General features: G+C 53.7%; 15 protein-coding genes and 3 tRNA genes. 12 read left to right on the forward strand and 6 right to left on the reverse strand.

From position 1 onward, the window contains the following. Positions 1-41: 41 nt before the first annotated feature. From CAP48_RS07440 to CAP48_RS07450, 3 genes are all read right to left on the reverse strand, one after another. Positions 42-905, reverse strand: coding sequence for a hypothetical protein (locus tag CAP48_RS07440; protein WP_100695358.1), 864 nt, complete (start codon positions 903-905; stop codon positions 42-44). Between the two features lie 61 nt (positions 906-966). After that, on the reverse strand, positions 967-2,031 hold the full coding sequence (gene bioB / locus CAP48_RS07445) for a biotin synthase BioB (protein WP_100695359.1): 1,065 nt from the start codon (positions 2,029-2,031) through the stop codon (positions 967-969). Positions 2,032-2,390: 359 nt separating this feature from the next. Then, positions 2,391-3,179: a lysine/arginine/ornithine ABC transporter substrate-binding protein gene (locus tag CAP48_RS07450; RefSeq protein WP_100695360.1), complete on the reverse strand. Its 789-nt coding sequence runs from the start codon at positions 3,177-3,179 to the stop codon at positions 2,391-2,393. 444 nt (positions 3,180-3,623) lie between these two features. Here CAP48_RS07450 and CAP48_RS07455 point away from each other — a divergent pair, with 444 nt between their 5' ends. From CAP48_RS07455 to CAP48_RS07465, 3 genes are read left to right on the forward strand one after another with little or no spacing between them, the layout of a single operon-like run. Beyond that, positions 3,624-4,331, forward strand: a complete 708-nt coding sequence (locus CAP48_RS07455; protein WP_100695361.1) for an ABC transporter permease — start codon at positions 3,624-3,626, stop codon at positions 4,329-4,331. Continuing rightward, positions 4,324-5,040, forward strand: coding sequence for an ABC transporter permease (locus CAP48_RS07460; RefSeq protein ID WP_100695362.1), 717 nt, complete (start codon positions 4,324-4,326; stop codon positions 5,038-5,040). The genes CAP48_RS07455 and CAP48_RS07460 overlap by 8 nt, the downstream gene beginning before the upstream one ends. After that, entirely contained in the window at positions 5,040-6,173 is a 1,134-nt protein-coding gene (locus CAP48_RS07465; protein WP_100695363.1) for a succinylglutamate desuccinylase/aspartoacylase family protein, read from the forward strand. The genes CAP48_RS07460 and CAP48_RS07465 overlap by 1 nt, the downstream gene beginning before the upstream one ends. Before the next feature lie 187 nt (positions 6,174-6,360). Here CAP48_RS07465 and CAP48_RS07470 read toward each other — a convergent pair whose 3' ends face one another. The 3 genes from CAP48_RS07470 to CAP48_RS07480 form a co-directional block, all read right to left on the reverse strand. Beyond that, positions 6,361-6,948: an NUDIX hydrolase gene (locus tag CAP48_RS07470; RefSeq protein WP_100695364.1), complete on the reverse strand. Its 588-nt coding sequence runs from the start codon at positions 6,946-6,948 to the stop codon at positions 6,361-6,363. 147 nt (positions 6,949-7,095) lie between these two features. Then, positions 7,096-8,628 carry a phospholipase D-like domain-containing protein gene (locus CAP48_RS07475; RefSeq protein WP_100695365.1) on the reverse strand — a complete coding sequence of 511 codons (1,533 nt, stop codon included), beginning with the start codon at positions 8,626-8,628 and terminating at the stop codon, positions 7,096-7,098. 139 nt (positions 8,629-8,767) lie between these two features. Next, positions 8,768-9,418, reverse strand: coding sequence for a methylated-DNA--[protein]-cysteine S-methyltransferase (locus CAP48_RS07480; protein ID WP_100695366.1), 651 nt, complete (start codon positions 9,416-9,418; stop codon positions 8,768-8,770). A gap of 368 nt (positions 9,419-9,786) precedes the next feature. Between CAP48_RS07480 and kdgD the strand changes: the two genes are divergently transcribed. The 9 genes from kdgD (at position 9,787) to CAP48_RS07525 (ending at position 17,402) form a co-directional block, all read left to right on the forward strand. Next, a complete protein-coding gene (gene kdgD / locus CAP48_RS07485; protein WP_100695367.1) occupies positions 9,787-10,698 on the forward strand; it encodes a 5-dehydro-4-deoxyglucarate dehydratase in 912 nt (303 codons plus the stop codon). A gap of 260 nt (positions 10,699-10,958) precedes the next feature. After that, a complete protein-coding gene (gene garD, locus CAP48_RS07490) occupies positions 10,959-12,533 on the forward strand; it encodes a galactarate dehydratase (protein WP_242444357.1) in 1,575 nt (524 codons plus the stop codon). 154 nt (positions 12,534-12,687) lie between these two features. Further along, on the forward strand, positions 12,688-13,416 hold the full coding sequence (locus CAP48_RS07495) for a FadR/GntR family transcriptional regulator (protein ID WP_100695369.1): 729 nt from the start codon (positions 12,688-12,690) through the stop codon (positions 13,414-13,416). A 242-nt stretch (positions 13,417-13,658) separates the two neighbouring features. After that, positions 13,659-14,507, forward strand: a complete 849-nt coding sequence (locus tag CAP48_RS07500; protein WP_100695370.1) for an NAD(P)H-hydrate dehydratase — start codon at positions 13,659-13,661, stop codon at positions 14,505-14,507. 145 nt (positions 14,508-14,652) lie between these two features. Continuing rightward, positions 14,653-14,728 (forward strand) — tRNA-Ala (locus CAP48_RS07505). A 138-nt stretch (positions 14,729-14,866) separates the two neighbouring features. Beyond that, positions 14,867-14,942 (forward strand) — tRNA-Glu (locus CAP48_RS07510). Between the two features lie 47 nt (positions 14,943-14,989). Beyond that, positions 14,990-15,066: transfer RNA gene (locus tag CAP48_RS07515), tRNA-Asp, on the forward strand. Positions 15,067-15,645: 579 nt separating this feature from the next. Beyond that, entirely contained in the window at positions 15,646-16,623 is a 978-nt protein-coding gene (locus tag CAP48_RS07520; protein ID WP_100695371.1) for a tripartite tricarboxylate transporter substrate binding protein, read from the forward strand. Positions 16,624-16,634: 11 nt separating this feature from the next. Then, positions 16,635-17,402 (forward strand): HpcH/HpaI aldolase/citrate lyase family protein, encoded by a 768-nt coding sequence (locus CAP48_RS07525; RefSeq protein WP_100695372.1) that lies wholly within the window; start codon positions 16,635-16,637, stop codon positions 17,400-17,402. The last annotated feature ends 389 nt before the right edge of the window (positions 17,403-17,791 follow it).

The following is a 17,791-nucleotide window of genomic DNA, read 5'->3' on the forward strand; positions in this document are numbered from 1 at the left end:
CTTTTTAATTTGCGGACTCTTTATTGCTGACAGTATCAGCCTTATCCGCTAATCACCGTCCAGTAATACAGCGTCAGTACGGCGACAATGGCAAGCCCAATACCCAGCAGATTGATACGGCTGATTTTTTCGCGGAAGGCAATTGCGCCCACAACCGCGCCCAGGCTGATCACGCCGATATTCATGACGGTGAAGACGAGTGTCGGATTTTCATGGAAGGTCTGATGCGCGCGAATATAAAAAAGAATGTTGCAGAAGTTGAGCAGGCCCAGCAATAGCCCGCCCATGACACTACGACTGTTCCACTGTGTGCGACGCAATAGCAAATAGCCGAACATAATGACGCCGGCAAGAGCAAACGATAAAAACAGTCCGCTGGAAAATGCCGTGCCGGTTTTGGCGATCTGTTTGAACAGCATATCCACGACGCCATAGCCAAGCCAGATCAGGAAAAGATAGAGCGCGCCCATGCGCACGCTGGCTTGTGTTTTAACCTGAGTCGGTTTCCAGAGCAGGCAGAATAACGCAGTAAACGCTAGTGTCAGGCTCAGGCCACGATTGAAAGAGAGCGCTTCGCCAAATAGTACAAACGAGGCCAGCACCGTTAGAAACAACGATAACCGCTGGGCAGCATCGGCCCGCACAATACCGGCATATTCCACGCCCCGGGACATAATCATGAACAGCACCGGCAGAATAATCCCCAGGACCGTAAATAGCAGCCATGGGAGTGGCTGGCCGGCCGCAGGTTTCAGAGCCGGAGTGAGAATGAACCAGGTCAATGCGCAGGCCATCACATAGTTAAAGGCGATGGCCTGACGTATATCAATGCCGTGACGACGGGCGACTTTTAGAAGCACCGAAACGGCCACACTGCAAAAAATGCTGAGAATGAGATAGGTCATATGCCGACTGTAATTGAAAGGGAAGAGCAAGGTTGCGCCATGATTGACATGTGCATGATGATCAGGCCGAGGTGGGTGCCGCAACGGCGCACGCACATTTGCCGGCGGTATCGCCGCTCTCTGATGGCTGGGTCCCGGCATGATCGGTGCCGGATTGAGTAACAGGTTTGAGATCCAGTCGATGAAACAGCGCCTGGTCGGCCTGTAGCTGTGGGTTGCCGGTGGTCAGCAGTTTTTCTCCGTAGAACATGGAGTTGGCACCCGCCATAAAGCACAGCGCCTGCAGGCTGTCGTCCATGGCTTCGCGTCCCGCCGACAATCGCACAAATGTGGCCGGCATGGTAATGCGGGCAACGGCGATCGTGCGAACCAATTCGAATGGATCAATGTCTTCATTGTCCGCCAGTGGCGTGCCTTGCACTTTCACCAGATTGTTGATTGGCACCGATTCCGGATATGGCTTCATATTGGCCAGTTGGGCAATAAGTCCGGCTCGTTCTCGGCGCGATTCGCCCAGACCGACAATGCCGCCGCAGCACACGTGAATACCAGCAGCGCGGACACGCTCAAGCGTGTCCAGACGATCCTGGTATGTGCGCGTAGTAATAATCTGTCCGTAGAACTCGGGTGAGGTATCCAGATTATGATTGTAATAATCCAGGCCAGCTTGCTTCAGTTGTCGGGCCTGGCCTTCCCGGAGCATGCCCAGGGTGACACAGGTTTCCAGCCCTAGTGCTTTTACGGCACGGATCATCTCGGCTACTGCTTCCACCTGGTGCGCTTTCGGGTTGCGCCAGGCGGCACCCATGCAAAAGCGCTGCGCGCCGGCTGCCCGGGCCTGCTTTGCCGCCTGCACTACCTCGTCCAGCGGCATGAGCTTTTCTCGTTCTACCGATGTGTCGTAGCGCGAGGATTGCGGGCAATACGAGCAGTCTTCGGGACAGCCGCCTGTTTTGATGGAAAGCAGACTGGACAGTTGCACGGCGTTGGGCTCATGATACTCACGATGCGTCTGCTGGGCTCGAAACATCAGGTCCATAAACGGCATGTTGTACAAATCCAGTATGGTTTGCACTGTCCAGTTGGGGGCAGCCTGTTGGCTATTGGGTAATGAAAGGGCGTCCATATTATTACGTTCCTTGGCGTTCCGGTAGCGTCGTTCCCCTAGGGGGCGGGGGCGACAATTCAAATGTCACGATGAAAACCTATGCTACGCAAGCGGTACGGACGATGCAATTTAAATTAATGATGAAAAAATGGTGATTTGACCGGTGTTAGCCGAAGTTGTCTGAAGTTCGGGATTTTTTTTCTGCAAAGGCAAGGCCAGGCTGGGCTTAGCGATATCCGAAAAAAAAACTGCACTTAGTAGCGCGATGGAGTTGCGCATCTCTAAGTGCAGTGGTTCCGAAAACGTGCAAGTGGCCGGGACAATACAGGGTGCGTTAGCGCTACCGGAGTACTCCGACACAGCACGGCGCTGCCAGATTAGCCGCCGTAGATATCGTATTCGAAATATTTATCGGCAATTTTCTTGTAGGTGCCGTCCTCGCGGATTTCGTCAAATGCCTTGTTCAGTGCATCTTTGAGTTCGGTATCGTTCTTGCGGACTGCAAAACCGGTGCCATTGCCGAAAATTTCCGGATCGGCAGACGCCGGGATCGGATCGCCCACCAGCTCAAAGTCTTTGCCGCCCGGGCTCTTTACGAATTCGGTTGTCACGCCGCCATCGGCAAACACCACGTTGATGCGTCCCGTTGTCAGATCGTTATAGGCGTCTTCCAGCGTTTTATAACGCTTGATATTGGTGTCCTTGAAGTACTTGGTAGCGTATTTATCCTGAATGGTTCCTTGTTGCACACCCAGATCCAGCCCCTTGAGGCCCTCTGCAGTAGACTGATAGGGTGCGCCTTTGCGGGCGACAAACATATTGGGCGTAGACCATACTTTCTGCGTGAAAAGCACCGCTTTTTCGCGCTCTGGTGTAATGCTCATGGACGAGGCAATGACATCAAACCGCTTGGCGCGCAACGCGGGGATGATCCCGTCCCAGCCCTGATTCTGGAAAGTGCATTTGGTCTGCATTTTTTCACACATGGCTTTGGCCAGGTCGATATCGAACCCGACGATTTCTCCGGAGGGATCGGTGGACTCAAAAGGCGCATAAGTGGCGTCTGTACCGAAGCGGATGGTTTTGTCGGCCGCGACAGCGGGAGCGGATACGGCCAGCGCAATCGCGCACAGACCGAATCCCAAAACGTGTTTTTTCAGGTTCATGGATATTCCTAAATGACGTAAGCAGTGCTGCTGCCGGGAAACGGTCATGCGAACGAAGCCAGATGCAGGCGTGAGTGCACGGACCATTGGCCACCTGTTTCCCCGGTTGCAGCGTTGTAGGACCACCGCCAGCGGTGGTCCTGATGGAAGATTATGCCAGCATCAGCCGGAAAATGTACAGGGAGTTTCCCTCAGGCACGATCAGGGGCTAAGGGAAAACCGGCGGTTTATTTCAGTGGCTGCGGCGATATAATAGCAGCGAGCGCCGGGATGGCGGATAAAATTAGGCGCCAATTGCACCGGTTTTACCGGCCGGGGCATGTGCCGGGCGCAAGCATCGCGTGCCGGCCGACCAATGGTATTGTTCTTTGCCCGTCAGGCACTGCAACGAATGGGTTGTGTATAGTTCAAAAATATGCGCAGCGCCGTGTAATGGGAAACAGGATGGAAGAAATAAATCTGATCGGCCAGTATTTGCCCCGCATTTTGCAGGGTGCGGTGCTGACCCTTGAAATTGCGGTGCTCTCGCTCGTCATTTCAGTCATTATCGGGTTGGCGGGGGCCAATATGCGCCTGTCGCGCAATCGCCTGCTTTCGCGTCTGGGTTGGCTCTATTCCAGCGCGGTGCGTGGGGTGCCCGACCTGATCTGGATGCTCATGGTGTACTACAGCGCGCAAATCGGCCTGAACGCCATCACAGATGCCTGGGACCTGGACTATTTCGAAATCAGTCCCTTTGCCGCTGGCGTGCTTACATTGTCATTTATTTTTGGCGCGTATTTTACCGAAACCTTCCGGGGCGCCATTATGGCTATTCCGTACGGCCAGATCGAAGCCGGTCACGCCTATGGCATGCGCAGCCTGCAGGTGCTGCGGCGCATCACCTTTCCGCTGATGATGCGCTTTGCCCTGCCCAGTGTTCGCAATAACTGGCTGGTCCTGACCAAGGCCACGGCACTGGTATCCATTATCGGCCTGGACGATATGACGCGCATTGCCCAGCAGGCCGGCAGCGCAACGCATATGCCGTTTATCTTCAACACGGTTTCGGCGCTGCTGTTTTTGCTACTCACTACGGTATCGCTGTACGTGTTCCGCTATCTGGACAAGCATTATCAGCGCGGCTTTGCCAGGGAAGATGCGCATGTCTGAAACACTCTCCCTGTTTTTTGACGCGCTGGTTACCTGTTTGCAGGCCGCCCCGCTCACGCTCATGCTAACGGCGCTGTCAGTGGGCATCGGACTTTGCATGGCTATCCCGCTTTCGGTCGTTCACCAGCGCGAGCGCACTCCGGGCGCAAGACTGGTCCATGCCTTTACTTATTTTTTTACGGGTACGCCGTTGCTGGTGCAGATATATATTATCTACTACGGCATACCCAGCTTTCACTTCATCGGGCAACTGATGTCACAACCAGGCTTTGGTTTTCTCAAGGAAGGCTTTATCTGGGTGCTGGTTGCCCTGACGCTGAACACGGCCGCCTATTCCACCGTGATTTTTTCCGGCGCCATCAAAAATACCGATCGCGGCGAGATCGAGGCGGCTCGCGCCTATGGCATGAACCGCCGCAATGCAATGCGGCGCATTATTTTGCCATCGAGCCTGCGTCGTGCATTGCCTGCCTATAGTAATGAAGTGATCATGACCATGCATTCGACGGCGCTGGCCTCTACGGTGGCCATGATGGAAATCACCGGCGCAGCCAGTCTGTTTGTGACTACTACTTATCAGCCATTCATTGCCTATTCGGCAGCGGCCTGTATTTACTTGGTGCTCAACTTCGTGCTGGTCTTCATTTTTCGAAAAATCGAGCAGCGCTATTTGGTTCACCTCAATTCCCGAAACTTGGCGCAAGCATAATGCAACACAAAAAACATGTTTTATCACTCAGCGCTCCCGGTGCTTCCTTTGAAATCAATGCCTTTCATTTTGGACCGACCGATACGGGCCGCAAGGTATACATGCAGGCAAGCCTGCATGCGGACGAATTGCCCGGCTCGCTGGCGGCCTTCTATCTGAATCGCCGTTTGCAGGAATTGGAAGCGCAGGGCGCGCTTGACTGTGAAATTATCCTGGTGCCATTTTGCAACCCGATCGGGCTGTCGCAAACCGTCTTTTATGAGCATATCGGCCGTTTTCAATTGCCGACCGGACAGAATTTCAATCGTCTTACCGGTGTTCCATTATACGAGAACCTGCTAGCTGCATTGCAAAACAGTCCTGAACAGCCCGGTGCAGACCGTCAGGCCAACCTGTCGCTGATACGCGGCAAAATGCGAGAAGTGCTGAATGCGCTGGCGCCTGCCCGCCTGATTGACGAGCTGCACATCACACTGTTGAAAATGGCGTGTGATGCCGATATCGTACTGGATCTGCATTGCGATAACCGCGCTGTCATGCATGTGTATTCCCTGCCACAGGTGTGGGATCGCTGTGAGCCCTTAGCTCGCTATTTGCAAAGCGAATGCCAGTTGCTGGCTGAAGATTCCCTGTCATGTTCGTTTGACGAAATGGTGTCCACACCCTGGCTCAAATTGCGAGACGTCTATCCAGAGGCCACCATCCCGCTGGCCTGTTTTGCGGCAACGGTGGAATTGCGCGGTGACCGCGATCTGACACACGAGTATGCCGAGCAGGATGCGCTTGCGTTGGTCCAGTACCTGAACCAGCAGGGCTATATCCGGTTGCCCGCGGCCCAGGTGGCGCCCATGCCGCCATTGCGTTGCGAGCCACACCCATTGGGTGGCCTGGCCTATGTGGTTACGCCTTGTGCCGGTATTGTGGTCTATCACGTCGCCGCAGGGCAGTGGGTTGATCGGGGTCAGCTGCTGGCTGAAATCGTCGACCCGATCGCGCTCACGGTAACGCCAGTTAATGCGCCGGTCGGCGGCTTTATTTTTGCGACCGCAGGCGTGCGCCTGGCGCAGACTGAAACCAAATTGCTTAGCCTGTCCAGCCCCGATGATATCGGCAGCGTGGGACTCTCGCCCTGATTGCTCAGGCTATGCCCGAGGATGGGACGTCCGCCTGAGAACGGGGCCGATATCCGGAGATGGGGGATATGCCTCAAGATTGGGACGTATACCTGAAGAAAGACCCGGGCGCCAGGGCAAGGCAAACTAATTCACGTTTGTGATTGGCGCGGTGTAAGGGTGCCGCATTGCGTTGATCTTGGCCAGCTTATTGCTTTTCCATTAACCAGGATTGCAGTGCCACCAATGATTTGGCATCACGGATCTCTTGCCTGCTAATGGCCTGGCGCACTTCTTCGCGACTCAGCAGCACTGTCTGCACAAATTCGTCGTCATCGGCGTTCAGGCTGCTGTCCTGTCGTACCCCTTCGGCGCGGAACAGGTACATCAGCTCATCGCAGAAACCGGGGGCGGTATAGAAGGTGTGTATCAGCGTCATGCCACCGGCGGTGTAGGGTGTTTCCTCTGCCAGTTCGCGATACGCGCATTGTTCGGGCGGCTCGTTCTCGACGTCCAGTTTGCCTGCGGGAATTTCCAGCAGCGGGCTGCCGACAGGATGGCGATATTGCCTGACCAGAATGACCTTATCTTCCGGCGTCACAGCCAGTACCGCGACTGCGCCGCAATGGCGGACTACCTCGCGGCTGGCGGTTTTGCCATTCGGAAGAATCACGGTATCGACCGTTACCTTAATGATCTTGCCTTCGAAAATAAACGCGCTTTCCTGCAGGGTTTCTGTCAGTGTCGCGTCGGACGTATCGTCAGTGTCGGGAGTGCTGGATGAATAAGTAGGCATAATGGCTATCTCGAACGAATATCAAACGGATGAAGGAATGAGTATAGATTACCACGGTGACGGCCAGCTGACAGATTTTGATCCTTTCCGACAGACCGGTGCGGCGGCGGGGCGCAAAAATTTCTGACAGGCAGCAAACCCGACGGTTTACAGCAGGGGAGAGAACAGCCGGGCCACCGCCTTGCTGAGCCTGGAAAAGAAGGGTTGATGCGTCAGTTGTACCTCTTGTGCGTATTTCATGGAAGCGTTGAATTCTTCCAGTAATGCCTGGTTTGCCTCGCGCTCGTAGCACAGAACGCTGACCTCGAAATTCAGATAGAAACTACGGTTATCGAAATTGGCCGACCCGATAAACGAAATGTCGTCATCCACAATCATGCTTTTGGTGTGCAGCATGCGCGGACCGTATTCAAAGACACGAATGCCAGAGGCGACCAGATCGTCGAACCATGACTGGGCCGCCTTGGTCACGACATAATTGTCCGTCCGCCTGGGTAGCAGAATGCGTACGTCAATGCCGCGTAGAGAGGCCGAAGTTAGCGCCTGCGCCGAGGTTGCATCCGGTACGAAATACGGCGTGGTCAGATAAACGCGGTGGCGTGCGCGCTGAATAGCTTCAACGGTCACGCGCAGGATGGAGGCATAATCGAAGTCGGGGCCTGAAGGCAGTATCTGAGTGCGTATCCAGCGCTGCGATTCCTGCACCGGTTGTTTGTCTGGGCCTGGATCATCGTCGCCCAGCCGACGCGCAGACGGCGAGATGCTGGCGTCTTTTTCTGTCTGTTCCTGCATGCGTTCAAGTCGATCACGATAATGCTCGCGCAACATATGGCGTACTGACAGGTCATGCGTGGAATAGTGCCAGTCTTCGACAAAAATGGTTTCCAGCCAGGAGACGACGGGTCCGGACAATTCCAGGTGAATGTCGTGGAATGCCCGTTTATTGCGGCGTCGGTCCTGCTGATCGCTAATGTTGATTCCGCCGGTAAAGGCCACCGTACCATCACAGATGACAATTTTTCGGTGATTGCGCAGGTTCATGAACGACAGCAAATGCTTCAGGCTGATGTCGTGGAAGAAGGTCAGTTTGGCGCCAGCGTCAATCAGCGGACGCATGAAGCGGCGGTTCAGGCGTAGCGAGCCAATGGCATCTGCAATTAGAAAGATCTTGATGCCTTGTTTTGCTTTCTCGGTCAGCAGGTCCCTGAGGGTCGTACCGGTCTGGTCCTGTTCAAAAATATAGTATTCAAGAAAAATATAGTGCTGTGCCGAGCGAACCGCCTCGAAAATCCGGTCATAGGTTTTTTCACCGCCCGAGAGCAACTGATAACTGGTTGCATAGCTAAGCGGATAATGGGTAATCTGTAGGGCAAGGTCGTGGATGGGCCGTTGCTGTTCGGTCAAATCCGAAGGCTGTATACGCACGTTCCATAAAGCATCGTCGCGTTCTATCAGGTGCTTGCTGATGCTGCGATTGATCTTGTTGCGGCTGATTTTTTTCGGCCCGAAAAAATAGTAAATGACGAAACCGACGATCGGCACGAAGCTAAGAAACAGAATCCAGGTCAGCGTGGATACGGGCGGGCGCTTTTGCAACACGACCCATGAGCCGATTGTGACGATATAAATGGCCCACAGACAATTCCAGAACCAGTCGCTGGTCAGCCACGCTGCTGTCATGGATGTTGTGCCTTTGGCGCAAGCCGCGTGGCCGCATACCTGTCACGCCTGCCGTTGTGTTGTGCAACGGCAATGACACTATTGCAGTGGCCCCGCGTCAGGATTGGGCGAGCTTGGGACCGGTCCAGTTTCATGAGTGTCATCCTGCGGCAGTCCCGGCGCATGCGTGCACACTTTCAAATTCAAGAAGCCAACGCTTGCGCGCCAGGCCGCCACCGTAGCCAGTCAGCGAGCCGTCGGCGCCGATCACCCGGTGACAAGGAATCACGATGCTGATACGGTTGCGATGGTTGGCAGTGCCGACAATGCGGGCATGGGCGCCATTGCCGATCTGGCTGGCCAGATCGGCATAACTGCAGGTTCTGCCATAGGGAATGCGTTGCAAGTGAGCCCATACGGTTTCGTCAAAGGCAGTGCCGGGTGCATCCAGCGCAAGTTCGAAGGTTTGTCTGTGTCCGGCGAAATAGTCTGCGATCTGCTGTTGCAGCGTCTGCAGGTGTGGATGGTCTTGCGCGGTCATGCCGAAGCCGTAACGGATATGCAGATCCGCAATTTCCTTTGTGATTGTTTCGATCGTATCCAGGAATTCCAGCAGTACGATGCCTTGATTGGATGCCATCGCAATCATGGGCCCCACGGGGGAGTCCATATACCGGTAGAAGAGCGGCTTGCGGTTAGCGGCGCCAATAGGTGCATTGTCGGCCAGCGATTGCACACACTGTTGCAGTCGCGCCAATGTCTCTGGAGCTAGCGTAAATTCGCAGTGCGGGAACAATTCATTATTGAGCATGGGTGACGGCAAAAGAGATACGGGATCGGTCTTCAGTAGGCCAGGCTCCGACAGACGCCTGCCCGACTTTGAACGAAAGTCAATGTTGCGATTTTACGTGATCCTTCCTGTTCGCGACAGCGCTGAGGCAAGTCTGGTGACGAATCATGATTGTCGGCCCGTTTGCCTCTTCTACGGCATTGTCGTTCTGTGGCTTCAGTGCCCTATAGCCCCGTGGTTCTCGTCATCACTTTACCGATTTGACGCTAAACCACTTGTCTGACATGGACAAATGAAATAAGATGTCGTACAACATAGTCTACCAAGATTGTCGTAGATCGTCGCGGCAGCGGTGCTGCATTTTCCTTTTTACCAACGACAGGATACCCATGAATCCACAGCAATTGAAACAGATCGTCAGCGAAGGACTGCTATCCTTCCCGGTTACTGATTTTGACAAGCAAGGCAATTTCAATGCCGACAGCTACGCACGTCGGCTTGAATGGCTGGCGCCCTTTGGAGCCAGCGCACTGTTTGCCGCCGGTGGGACTGGGGAGTTTTTTTCGCTTGAGCCCGAAGAGTATTCAAATGTGATAAGCACGGCCGCGCAGACCTGCAAGGGTAAAGTGCCTATCATTGCCGGTGCTGGCGGCGGCACCCGGCTGGCGATCCGCTACGCACAGCAGGCAGAAAAGGCCGGCGCCCAGGGTTTGCTGTTGATGCCGCATTACCTGACTGAAGCGGATCAGGAGGGCGTCGCCCTGCATGTGGAGCAGGTATGCAAGGCGGTGGGACTCGGCGTGATTGTGTATAACCGCTCGCTGTGTCGGCTCAATGCTGATCAGCTCGAACAGCTGGCCGAGCGTTGCCCCAACCTGATCGGTTATAAGGATGGCATTGGTGATATAGAATTGATGGTCACCATCCGTCATCGTCTGGGTGATCGACTGTCTTATCTGGGCGGGCTGCCGACCGCTGAGTTTTACGCGGCTGCCTACCGGGCATTGGGGGTACCGGTATATTCGTCGGCCGTCTTCAATTTCATTCCAAAAACGGCTATGGATTTTTATCATGCTATTGTATCGGGAGACCGAGTAACGGTGGATCGGCTGATAACGGATTTTTTCATCCCTTATTCTGTCATCCGTAACCGCTGCAAGGGTTATGCTGTCAGCATCGTCAAAGAGGGCGCCAGAATCGTCGGGCATGATGCGGGTGATGTGCGCGCGCCATTGACGAGTCTGACCCGCCAGGAAAGCGAAGCGCTGGCGGCCCTGATTCATAAAGTGGGCGGGCAATAAGCGGCAGGCACGCGGCTGGAGACACAAAACCGTGGGCGTATGTTTACCCTAGTGGACCTGTGCCGATTTATGTAGAGTTTTTGAGTTTGCGTAGAGCTTGTGTAGAAGATCACGTGTGGACTCTGTGCTCGCTCTGCGTTGTCCGTTTTCGTTCCTGCGTTGTCCGTTGTTGACCCTCTCTGGCCTGTAAAGCCGCAGTGACTTTTGGACAGCGCAGCCATCAACAGCCCGGGCCCACCCGTTTACCAGTGAGGATGAGATTGCAAGAGACACACGACACCCAAGACACCCAAGACACGCTTAGGCCTTTATATATTCGGGTCAGTCCGCAGGACAATGTTGCTATCGTTGTTAATGACGGCGGCCTGCCCGCCGGCACTGAATTTGCCTGTGGCCTGATATTGCAAACGTCTGTGCCGCAGGGGCACAAGGTTGCCTTGCAGGCTATTTCTCAGGGGGCGCCGGTCATCCGTTACGGCGTAACCATTGGCTATGCGCTGGATGACGTGGCGGCTGGCAGCTGGATTAATGAATCCATGCTGCGGATGCCAGTGGCGCCGTCGCTGGATGCGCTGCCCATGGCCACGCATCGGCCAGGGCTGGCAACGCCGCTGACGGAACTGACTTTTGATGGTTATCGCAATGCCGATGGCACGGTGGGTACCCGCAACATCCTGGCCATCAGTGCAACCGTGCAGTGCGTGACAGGCGTGGTCGAGTTCGCAGTGAGAAAAATTCGTGAGACTTTATTGCCTCGTTTTCCCAATGTCGATGATGTCGTGTATCTGGAACATGCTTATGGTTGTGGCGTGGCCATTGATGCGCCCAACGCTGACATTCCGATACGCACTTTACGCAATTTGAGCCTGAACCCCAATTTTGGCGGCCAGATCCTGCTGGTAAGTCTCGGTTGCGAGAAGCTTCAGCCCGCGAAAATGTTTCCGGCCGGCAGCATACCCATCGCGCAGGACGACCCGTACCTGATTACGCTGCAGGACGACGAGAATGTCGGTTTTGCCAGTATGATCGAGGCGATCATGGCCAAAGCCGAGAGACGGCTGGTTCAGTTGAATGCGCGCAAGCGCGAGCCCTGTCCGCTGTCCGCATTGGTTGTTGGCGTGCAGTGTGGCGGCAGCGATGCATTTTCCGGTGTCACCGCCAACCCGGCGGTAGGGTATGCAACCGATCTGTTGGTGCGTGCTGGCGCGACCGTCATGTTCTCGGAAGTGACCGAGGTGCGCGATGGGATCGCCCAACTAACCGCCCGTGCGGCCACGCCGGAAATCGGCCAGGCACTGGTGCGTGAGATGCAGTGGTATGACGGTTATTTGAAGCAGGGCGGTGCGGACCGCAGCGCCAATACCAGTCCGGGCAATAAGCGTGGTGGCCTGTCCAATATTGTGGAAAAGGCGATGGGCTCAATCGTCAAATCGGGTACGGCCCCCATCAATGGCGTGATCGCGCCGGGTGAACGCGTCGCGCAAAAGGGACTCAATTTCCTGGCGACGCCCGCCAGCGATTTTATTTGTGGCACCCTGCAATTGGCTGCGGGCATGAATCTTCATGTGTTCACCACCGGCAGGGGCACGCCCTATGGCCTGGCGGCGGTGCCGGTAGTCAAGGTGGCAAGTCGCGACAGCCTGGCACGACGCTGGTTTGATTTAATGGATATTAACGCGGGCCGGATCGCAACGGGAGAAGCCACCATTGAACAGGTCGGGCAAGAGCTGTTTGATCTGTTGATCGCCATTGCCAGTGGGCGTCAGCAATCTTTTGCCGAAAAGCTTAAATTGCACAATAGTCTGGCGCTTTTTAATCCGGCGCCAGTCACGTGATGCCCGGGAGGTTGACCGCCGGCTGGTGTGCGATTTTTGCTTGCAGCAGTACAATCCGGGCGGCGGCATCATTCCTGCCGTTTTGGGGAAAAACGTTTTAAAATCATACTTTTCTTCCCTGTAACCTATTATTCTCAAGGTGACCACAGTACCTATGTCAACCCGCCTATTGATTAACGCCGGCCCGATTAAAAGAAGAGGCAGAACCCTGTCCGATGAAGTGGTCGAGCAACTGACCGAAAAAATTCAGTCGGGCAGTCTGGAAGTGGGGAAGAAGCTCCCGACAGAATCCGAATTTGTCGAGGCCTTTGGTGTCAGCAGAAGCGTGATTCGTGAAGCCATTTCACAGTTGCAGGCCCGCGGTCTGGTCGAGACGCGTCATGGCGTTGGAACTTTTGTGCGCGAGCCTTCTGTCAAAGATGTTATTTTTGACCGTAGCACCATGTCACCAGGTACGGCGCAAGAGCTGGCCTCCGTACTGGAAGTGCGCGCCTGCCTGGAATCCGAAGCGGCGGGACTGGCGGCCCAGCGACGTACGGACGAACAGCTGGCAGAGCTGGAGCGCATTCTGCGGGCGCTGGTCAAGGAAGATATTTCCCGCGATATTTCGGTCGACGTCGATTTCCAGTTTCATGAACAGATTGCCAAGGCTACACACAACACGCACTTTCTGGATTTGTTGCGTCAGCTTGGCAAGCACGCGATTCCGCGCAGTCGGCTGGCCATATTCGACCAGGAAAAGGCCATGTATCAGCAACGCCTGAACATGGAGCATGAGGCCATCTTTAACGCCATAGCGGCGCAGGACGCCGATGCGGCGCGTGCCGCCATGCGCATGCATATCATCAACAGTCGCCAGCGCATGAGGTCGGCCAGTAAATAGCAGCCGGCCCGCTTACCTTGTATTCGCAACGCTTCTTATGCCGAAGGGCGAACGGCACGCTTGCATCGGCATAGGCTTGTGTGTTTTTTGTTGGTTCTTGCCGGTCCTTGACGGCGCCGTGCGAGTGTGCTGTCATTGAGCTGAAAAAAACGAAAAGACCAAAGCGGCATTCACGCCATCGCATGCCTGTCGTTTTGCCGATACAAGCACGCGGTGCGGCGCCGGGATGGTAAAGGAGCACTATGACAGTCGAATACGCAAGACAACATTTTCCCGCGCTATGCCGCCCCCGTCCCGCAGACAGCCACAAGGGCAGCTTCGGTACAGTCGGCATCATCGGTGGCGCGCCAGGCATGGCCGGAGCCGCATTGCTGGCGGGTCGTGCCGCCCTGATGCAGGGTGCAGGCAAGGTAAAAATCGGGTTTGTACAGGACTTGCCTTTTATGGCTGATCCCGTGCATCCGGAATTAATGCTTGAGCGCGCCGATACGTTGTTGCGCACCGGCCAAATGACGGTATGCGTGGCAGGTATGGGCATGGGCCTGGATGAAAAATCCCTGGGACTGCTCTATCAGATTTTTCGTGCCACCCTTGATATCCCGCTGGTATTGGATGCCGATGGACTGACGCTGCTGGCACAAGGCAAACTGGGCGCCGGCGCGCGCAACCGCGCATTGGTGCTCACGCCACATCCTCAGGAAGCGGCAAGGCTGCTCGATTGCGAAGTCGAGGAAGTTCAGCAGGGGCGGGCGCGTGCCGCCGTGGCAATCAGTAAAAAATTCGATGCATGGACCGTGCTTAAGGGACACAAGACCGTGATTTGCTCCCCGCAGGGTGACACGCGAACGAATAATACCGGTAATCCCGGATTGGCTTCTGGCGGGACGGGCGACGTGCTGGCGGGAATGCTGGGTGCATGCCTGGCGCAAGGTGTTGAGACTTCGCAGGCGGTATCGGGCGCAGTTTGGCTGCATGGCGCTGCAGCCGATCTGCTGGTTAACGAGGGCACGGGGCCGGTTGGTCTGACGGCTACAGACGTATTGCTTGCTGCGCGCCGCGTTCGAAATTCAATCGTGATAAGTGACGCATAATGGCTATCAAATTTACAGCGTAGTGCAAGTCCAGTAACGTGGCTAAATTGTTGTATTTTTATTGTATTACCGAAAAAGCTTGCGCAAGTTCGAAAAAGCAGTCATAATTCCGCTTCTTCGCTAAACAACATTAGTTGAGACGTGTGGGGGTATAGCTCAGCTGGGAGAGCGCTTGCATGGCATGCAAGAGGTCAGCGGTTCGATCCCGCTTATCTCCACCAAAAATCCTCAACAAATTTGTTGGCAAGAAACTGGAAGATGTGCTAGAATCTCGGATTCTTAAATCGACCGGTTGGATGTTCAGGCAGTGTTTACATGCCAACGTAAACGCAGATCTGAGAAAAAGTTAGTACAGTCCTGTCCCCTTCGTCTAGAGGCCTAGGACACCACCCTTTCACGGTGGGTACAGGGGTTCGAATCCCCTAGGGGACGCCAGGCATTTTGTTTTTATAAACAGAGTGTTTGAAAAATTTCACCGCTGCGGAGCGGTAGTTCAGTTGGTTAGAATACCGGCCTGTCACGCCGGGGGTCGCGGGTTCGAGTCCCGTCCGCTCCGCCATGTCTTTGTTGTAAATCAATCATTTATATTCCATCTCTTGCCCCAGCCTTGAGCGCGAGACGCTATTGTTGGCTGACTGTGCGCAGCAAATTGGTCGGGATATTTAAAGCCACATCCAAAAATTTAAAATAATTATTTCCGGCACCCACCCTCATTATCAAGGGATGGCATTCATCAATCTCGTTCAATGGGCTCTACGCCAAAAGGCTCTACCCCATAAACGGGGGATGGGTATTCACCAAACTCGATTAATCACTCCCTCTCAGCTGTGTTGAGCCAAGACCCTTTTCGGGGATATCGGTATGATTTCGATTAAGCCTCGTTCTTGGTAAAACGAATTTAATGAATACCGTTTGTCCGCCGATTGTGATGAAGAGCTTCTGGTGTCAAAGCAAGCGAGAAAATGTGGGGCATGAGTAGTATCTATCTTTTTTCCGAATATACAGCCACATCATATCCGCCCACAGCACCCCGTTTCTGGCTAACTCATTTTAAAAGGTAAAAAGTGGAAAGTTTTGTATCGTTTTTTGTGTTATAAGTATATTTTTACTCAAAAAATTCTAATTAACGAGACAAAATATGTCGATTATTAAAAATATTATTTCGCTGACTGCAATTTGCTTCGGATCAACACTGCCTGCCATTAGTCATGCAGAAAGTTTTCCCCAGCGGCCCGTGACAATTGTGGTTCCCTTCGTCGCAGGTGGTGCTTTCGACGTAGTGGGCCGTCTAGTGGCAGAGAAAATGAGTGCAAATTTGGGGAAACAGTTCATCATCGAAAATAAGCCTGGAGCCGGAGGAACCCTCGGGGGAAGGCAGGTTTCTCAAGCCCGGCCAGATGGATATACATTGCTTCTTTCTGGTGTCGGGCCCATTTCGATATCACCGGCCGTGTACAAGAAGTTGGGCTATGTACCGGCCAAAGCATTAGCCCCCGTAATACAGTTGACCTCTTCCCCATTCGTTCTGACAACTGGCCCTTCTTTTGAGGGAAAAAGTGTCAAAGATCTGGTTAAGTTCTTGAAAGAAAAACCTGGTAAATACAATTACGCTTCGACGGGAAACGGAACTTTGGTGCATTTGGCTGGTGAATATTTTCGCGGCATTACAAAAACAGATTTCGAACACATCCCTTATTCTGGCGGGTCTCAGGCTACATTTGCGCTTATTCAAGGAGATGCGACCTTTACGATCACCAACATACCAAATGTTTTATCGCAGATACAGGCCGGAACAGTAAAAGGATTAGCGACGACGGGCAACCAAAGTTCGCGCGCTTTGCCTGACTTACCCACAATGAGTGAGGCAGGGGTTTCTGGGTTTGAATTGACAGGCTGGATTGGTATATTTGCTCCTGCAAATACCCCAGAAGACATAATCGAGACGCTGAATTCGGCATTTGTGCAGGCTATGAATGACCCACGAATCAAAGAACGACTGCAGCAGCAAGGCGATGACGTTGCTACTGGGTCAGTCGCCGACTTTAAAGAGTTCGTCGCACAAAGCGATGCCAAGTGGAAGTCTATTGCAGAAGAAGCTAATATTTCTATTAATTGAGAACATACCTTATGCCTTGTAAAATTAACGAATTTAAAAATGGAGTGACTCGCGGTGATCGACTTATCGGCTTGTGGTGTTCTCTCACTAGTGCAACTGCTGTGGAGGTACTAGCGAATGTGGCATTCGACTGGTTCCTCCTTGATATGGAACATGCCCCAAATGACCTCAAGGAAATTGTCGATCAACTGCGTGTTCTGGACTCGAGCGATTCTGTAGGCTTTGTTCGTCCTCCGGGTAATGATAAGGTGACTATCAAACGTCTTCTTGATGCGGGGACAAAGAATTTTTTGTTTCCCTACGTAGAAAACGTAAGCCAAGCGCAGGACATTATCCGGGCTACTAGGTACGCTCCCGAGGGTGTACGTGGCGTCTCGACTGCCGGTCGCGCAGCATGGTATGGACAATTTCCTGATTATCTCAAAAATGCAGCTGAAGAAATTGTCATTGCAATGCAGATTGAAACTTTAGAAGCTCTAGAGAATCTCGCGGGTTTCTTGGCGCTGCCCGAAATTGACATAATTTTCTTTGGGCCAGCAGATTTATCCGCTGATATGGGAATGCTAGGTCAACCTGAACATCCTGATACCCGAGCACGAATTGTCTCTGGAATTGAACAAACAATCGCTTCAGGAAAAATGGCAGGTGTGCTTGCGCCTAATTTAAATGTAGCAAGAGAATATTATGATGCGGGAGCACGGTTTATCGCGGTGGGTAGCGATATCCAATGTATGTTAGGGGCGGCAAAGCGTATATGCGACTCAAGCCAGTTCGACTAGTATTTAGAAATCAGCCAGAAGTTTGTTGCATATCCGTTAGTTTCTAGAACGGAATATCATTGTCTATGTCCATTATGTTGTACATGGGCTGTGATAGGCGGCGTTTTCGACCGTACGCTGGTGTGGCTGGTCGGAACTGCCATAGTTGCCGCGCTGTGCCTGTTGTTGAGCCTGGAGTTTGGTACTCCACGTCAAGCGGCGCATGGAGTTTGATGTCCGCGTGCTTGATGAAGATGCCAGACCTAGTTGTGTATAACAGCCTCGAAATTGAATGTGCTCCAGACAGACTCTTGCCATGACCGGGCGCAGATCCTATTTCGGGCTTGTATCTGCGACAGTTCCCTGTCGAGGGGGTTCGATATGAAGTGACGTAGCTTTTGCAGAGGCCA

Source organism: Advenella sp. S44, from assembly GCF_002810445.1.
Classification (GTDB): domain Bacteria; phylum Pseudomonadota; class Gammaproteobacteria; order Burkholderiales; family Burkholderiaceae_B; genus Advenella.

Excerpts from the sequence above, each read along its gene's own strand:
- CAP48_RS07475 (WP_100695365.1), bottom strand. The coding sequence starts at position 8,628 with ATGACAGCAGCGTGGCTGACCAGCGACTGGTTCTGGAATTGTCTGTGG.
- CAP48_RS07480 (WP_100695366.1), bottom strand. The coding sequence starts at position 9,418 with ATGCTCAATAATGAATTGTTCCCGCACTGCGAATTTACGCTAGCTCCA.
- kdgD (WP_100695367.1), top strand. The coding sequence starts at position 9,787 with ATGAATCCACAGCAATTGAAACAGATCGTCAGCGAAGGACTGCTATCC.
- bioB (WP_100695359.1), bottom strand. The coding sequence starts at position 2,031 with ATGGACGCCCTTTCATTACCCAATAGCCAACAGGCTGCCCCCAACTGG.
- CAP48_RS07500 (WP_100695370.1), top strand. The coding sequence starts at position 13,659 with ATGACAGTCGAATACGCAAGACAACATTTTCCCGCGCTATGCCGCCCC.
- CAP48_RS07455 (WP_100695361.1), top strand. The coding sequence starts at position 3,624 with ATGGAAGAAATAAATCTGATCGGCCAGTATTTGCCCCGCATTTTGCAG.
- CAP48_RS07525 (WP_100695372.1), top strand. The coding sequence starts at position 16,635 with ATGCCTTGTAAAATTAACGAATTTAAAAATGGAGTGACTCGCGGTGAT.
- CAP48_RS07440 (WP_100695358.1), bottom strand. The coding sequence starts at position 905 with ATGACCTATCTCATTCTCAGCATTTTTTGCAGTGTGGCCGTTTCGGTG.
- CAP48_RS07520 (WP_100695371.1), top strand. The coding sequence starts at position 15,646 with ATGTCGATTATTAAAAATATTATTTCGCTGACTGCAATTTGCTTCGGA.
- CAP48_RS07450 (WP_100695360.1), bottom strand. The coding sequence starts at position 3,179 with ATGAACCTGAAAAAACACGTTTTGGGATTCGGTCTGTGCGCGATTGCG.
- CAP48_RS07460 (WP_100695362.1), top strand. The coding sequence starts at position 4,324 with ATGTCTGAAACACTCTCCCTGTTTTTTGACGCGCTGGTTACCTGTTTG.
- CAP48_RS07495 (WP_100695369.1), top strand. The coding sequence starts at position 12,688 with ATGTCAACCCGCCTATTGATTAACGCCGGCCCGATTAAAAGAAGAGGC.
- CAP48_RS07470 (WP_100695364.1), bottom strand. The coding sequence starts at position 6,948 with ATGCCTACTTATTCATCCAGCACTCCCGACACTGACGATACGTCCGAC.
- CAP48_RS07465 (WP_100695363.1), top strand. The coding sequence starts at position 5,040 with ATGCAACACAAAAAACATGTTTTATCACTCAGCGCTCCCGGTGCTTCC.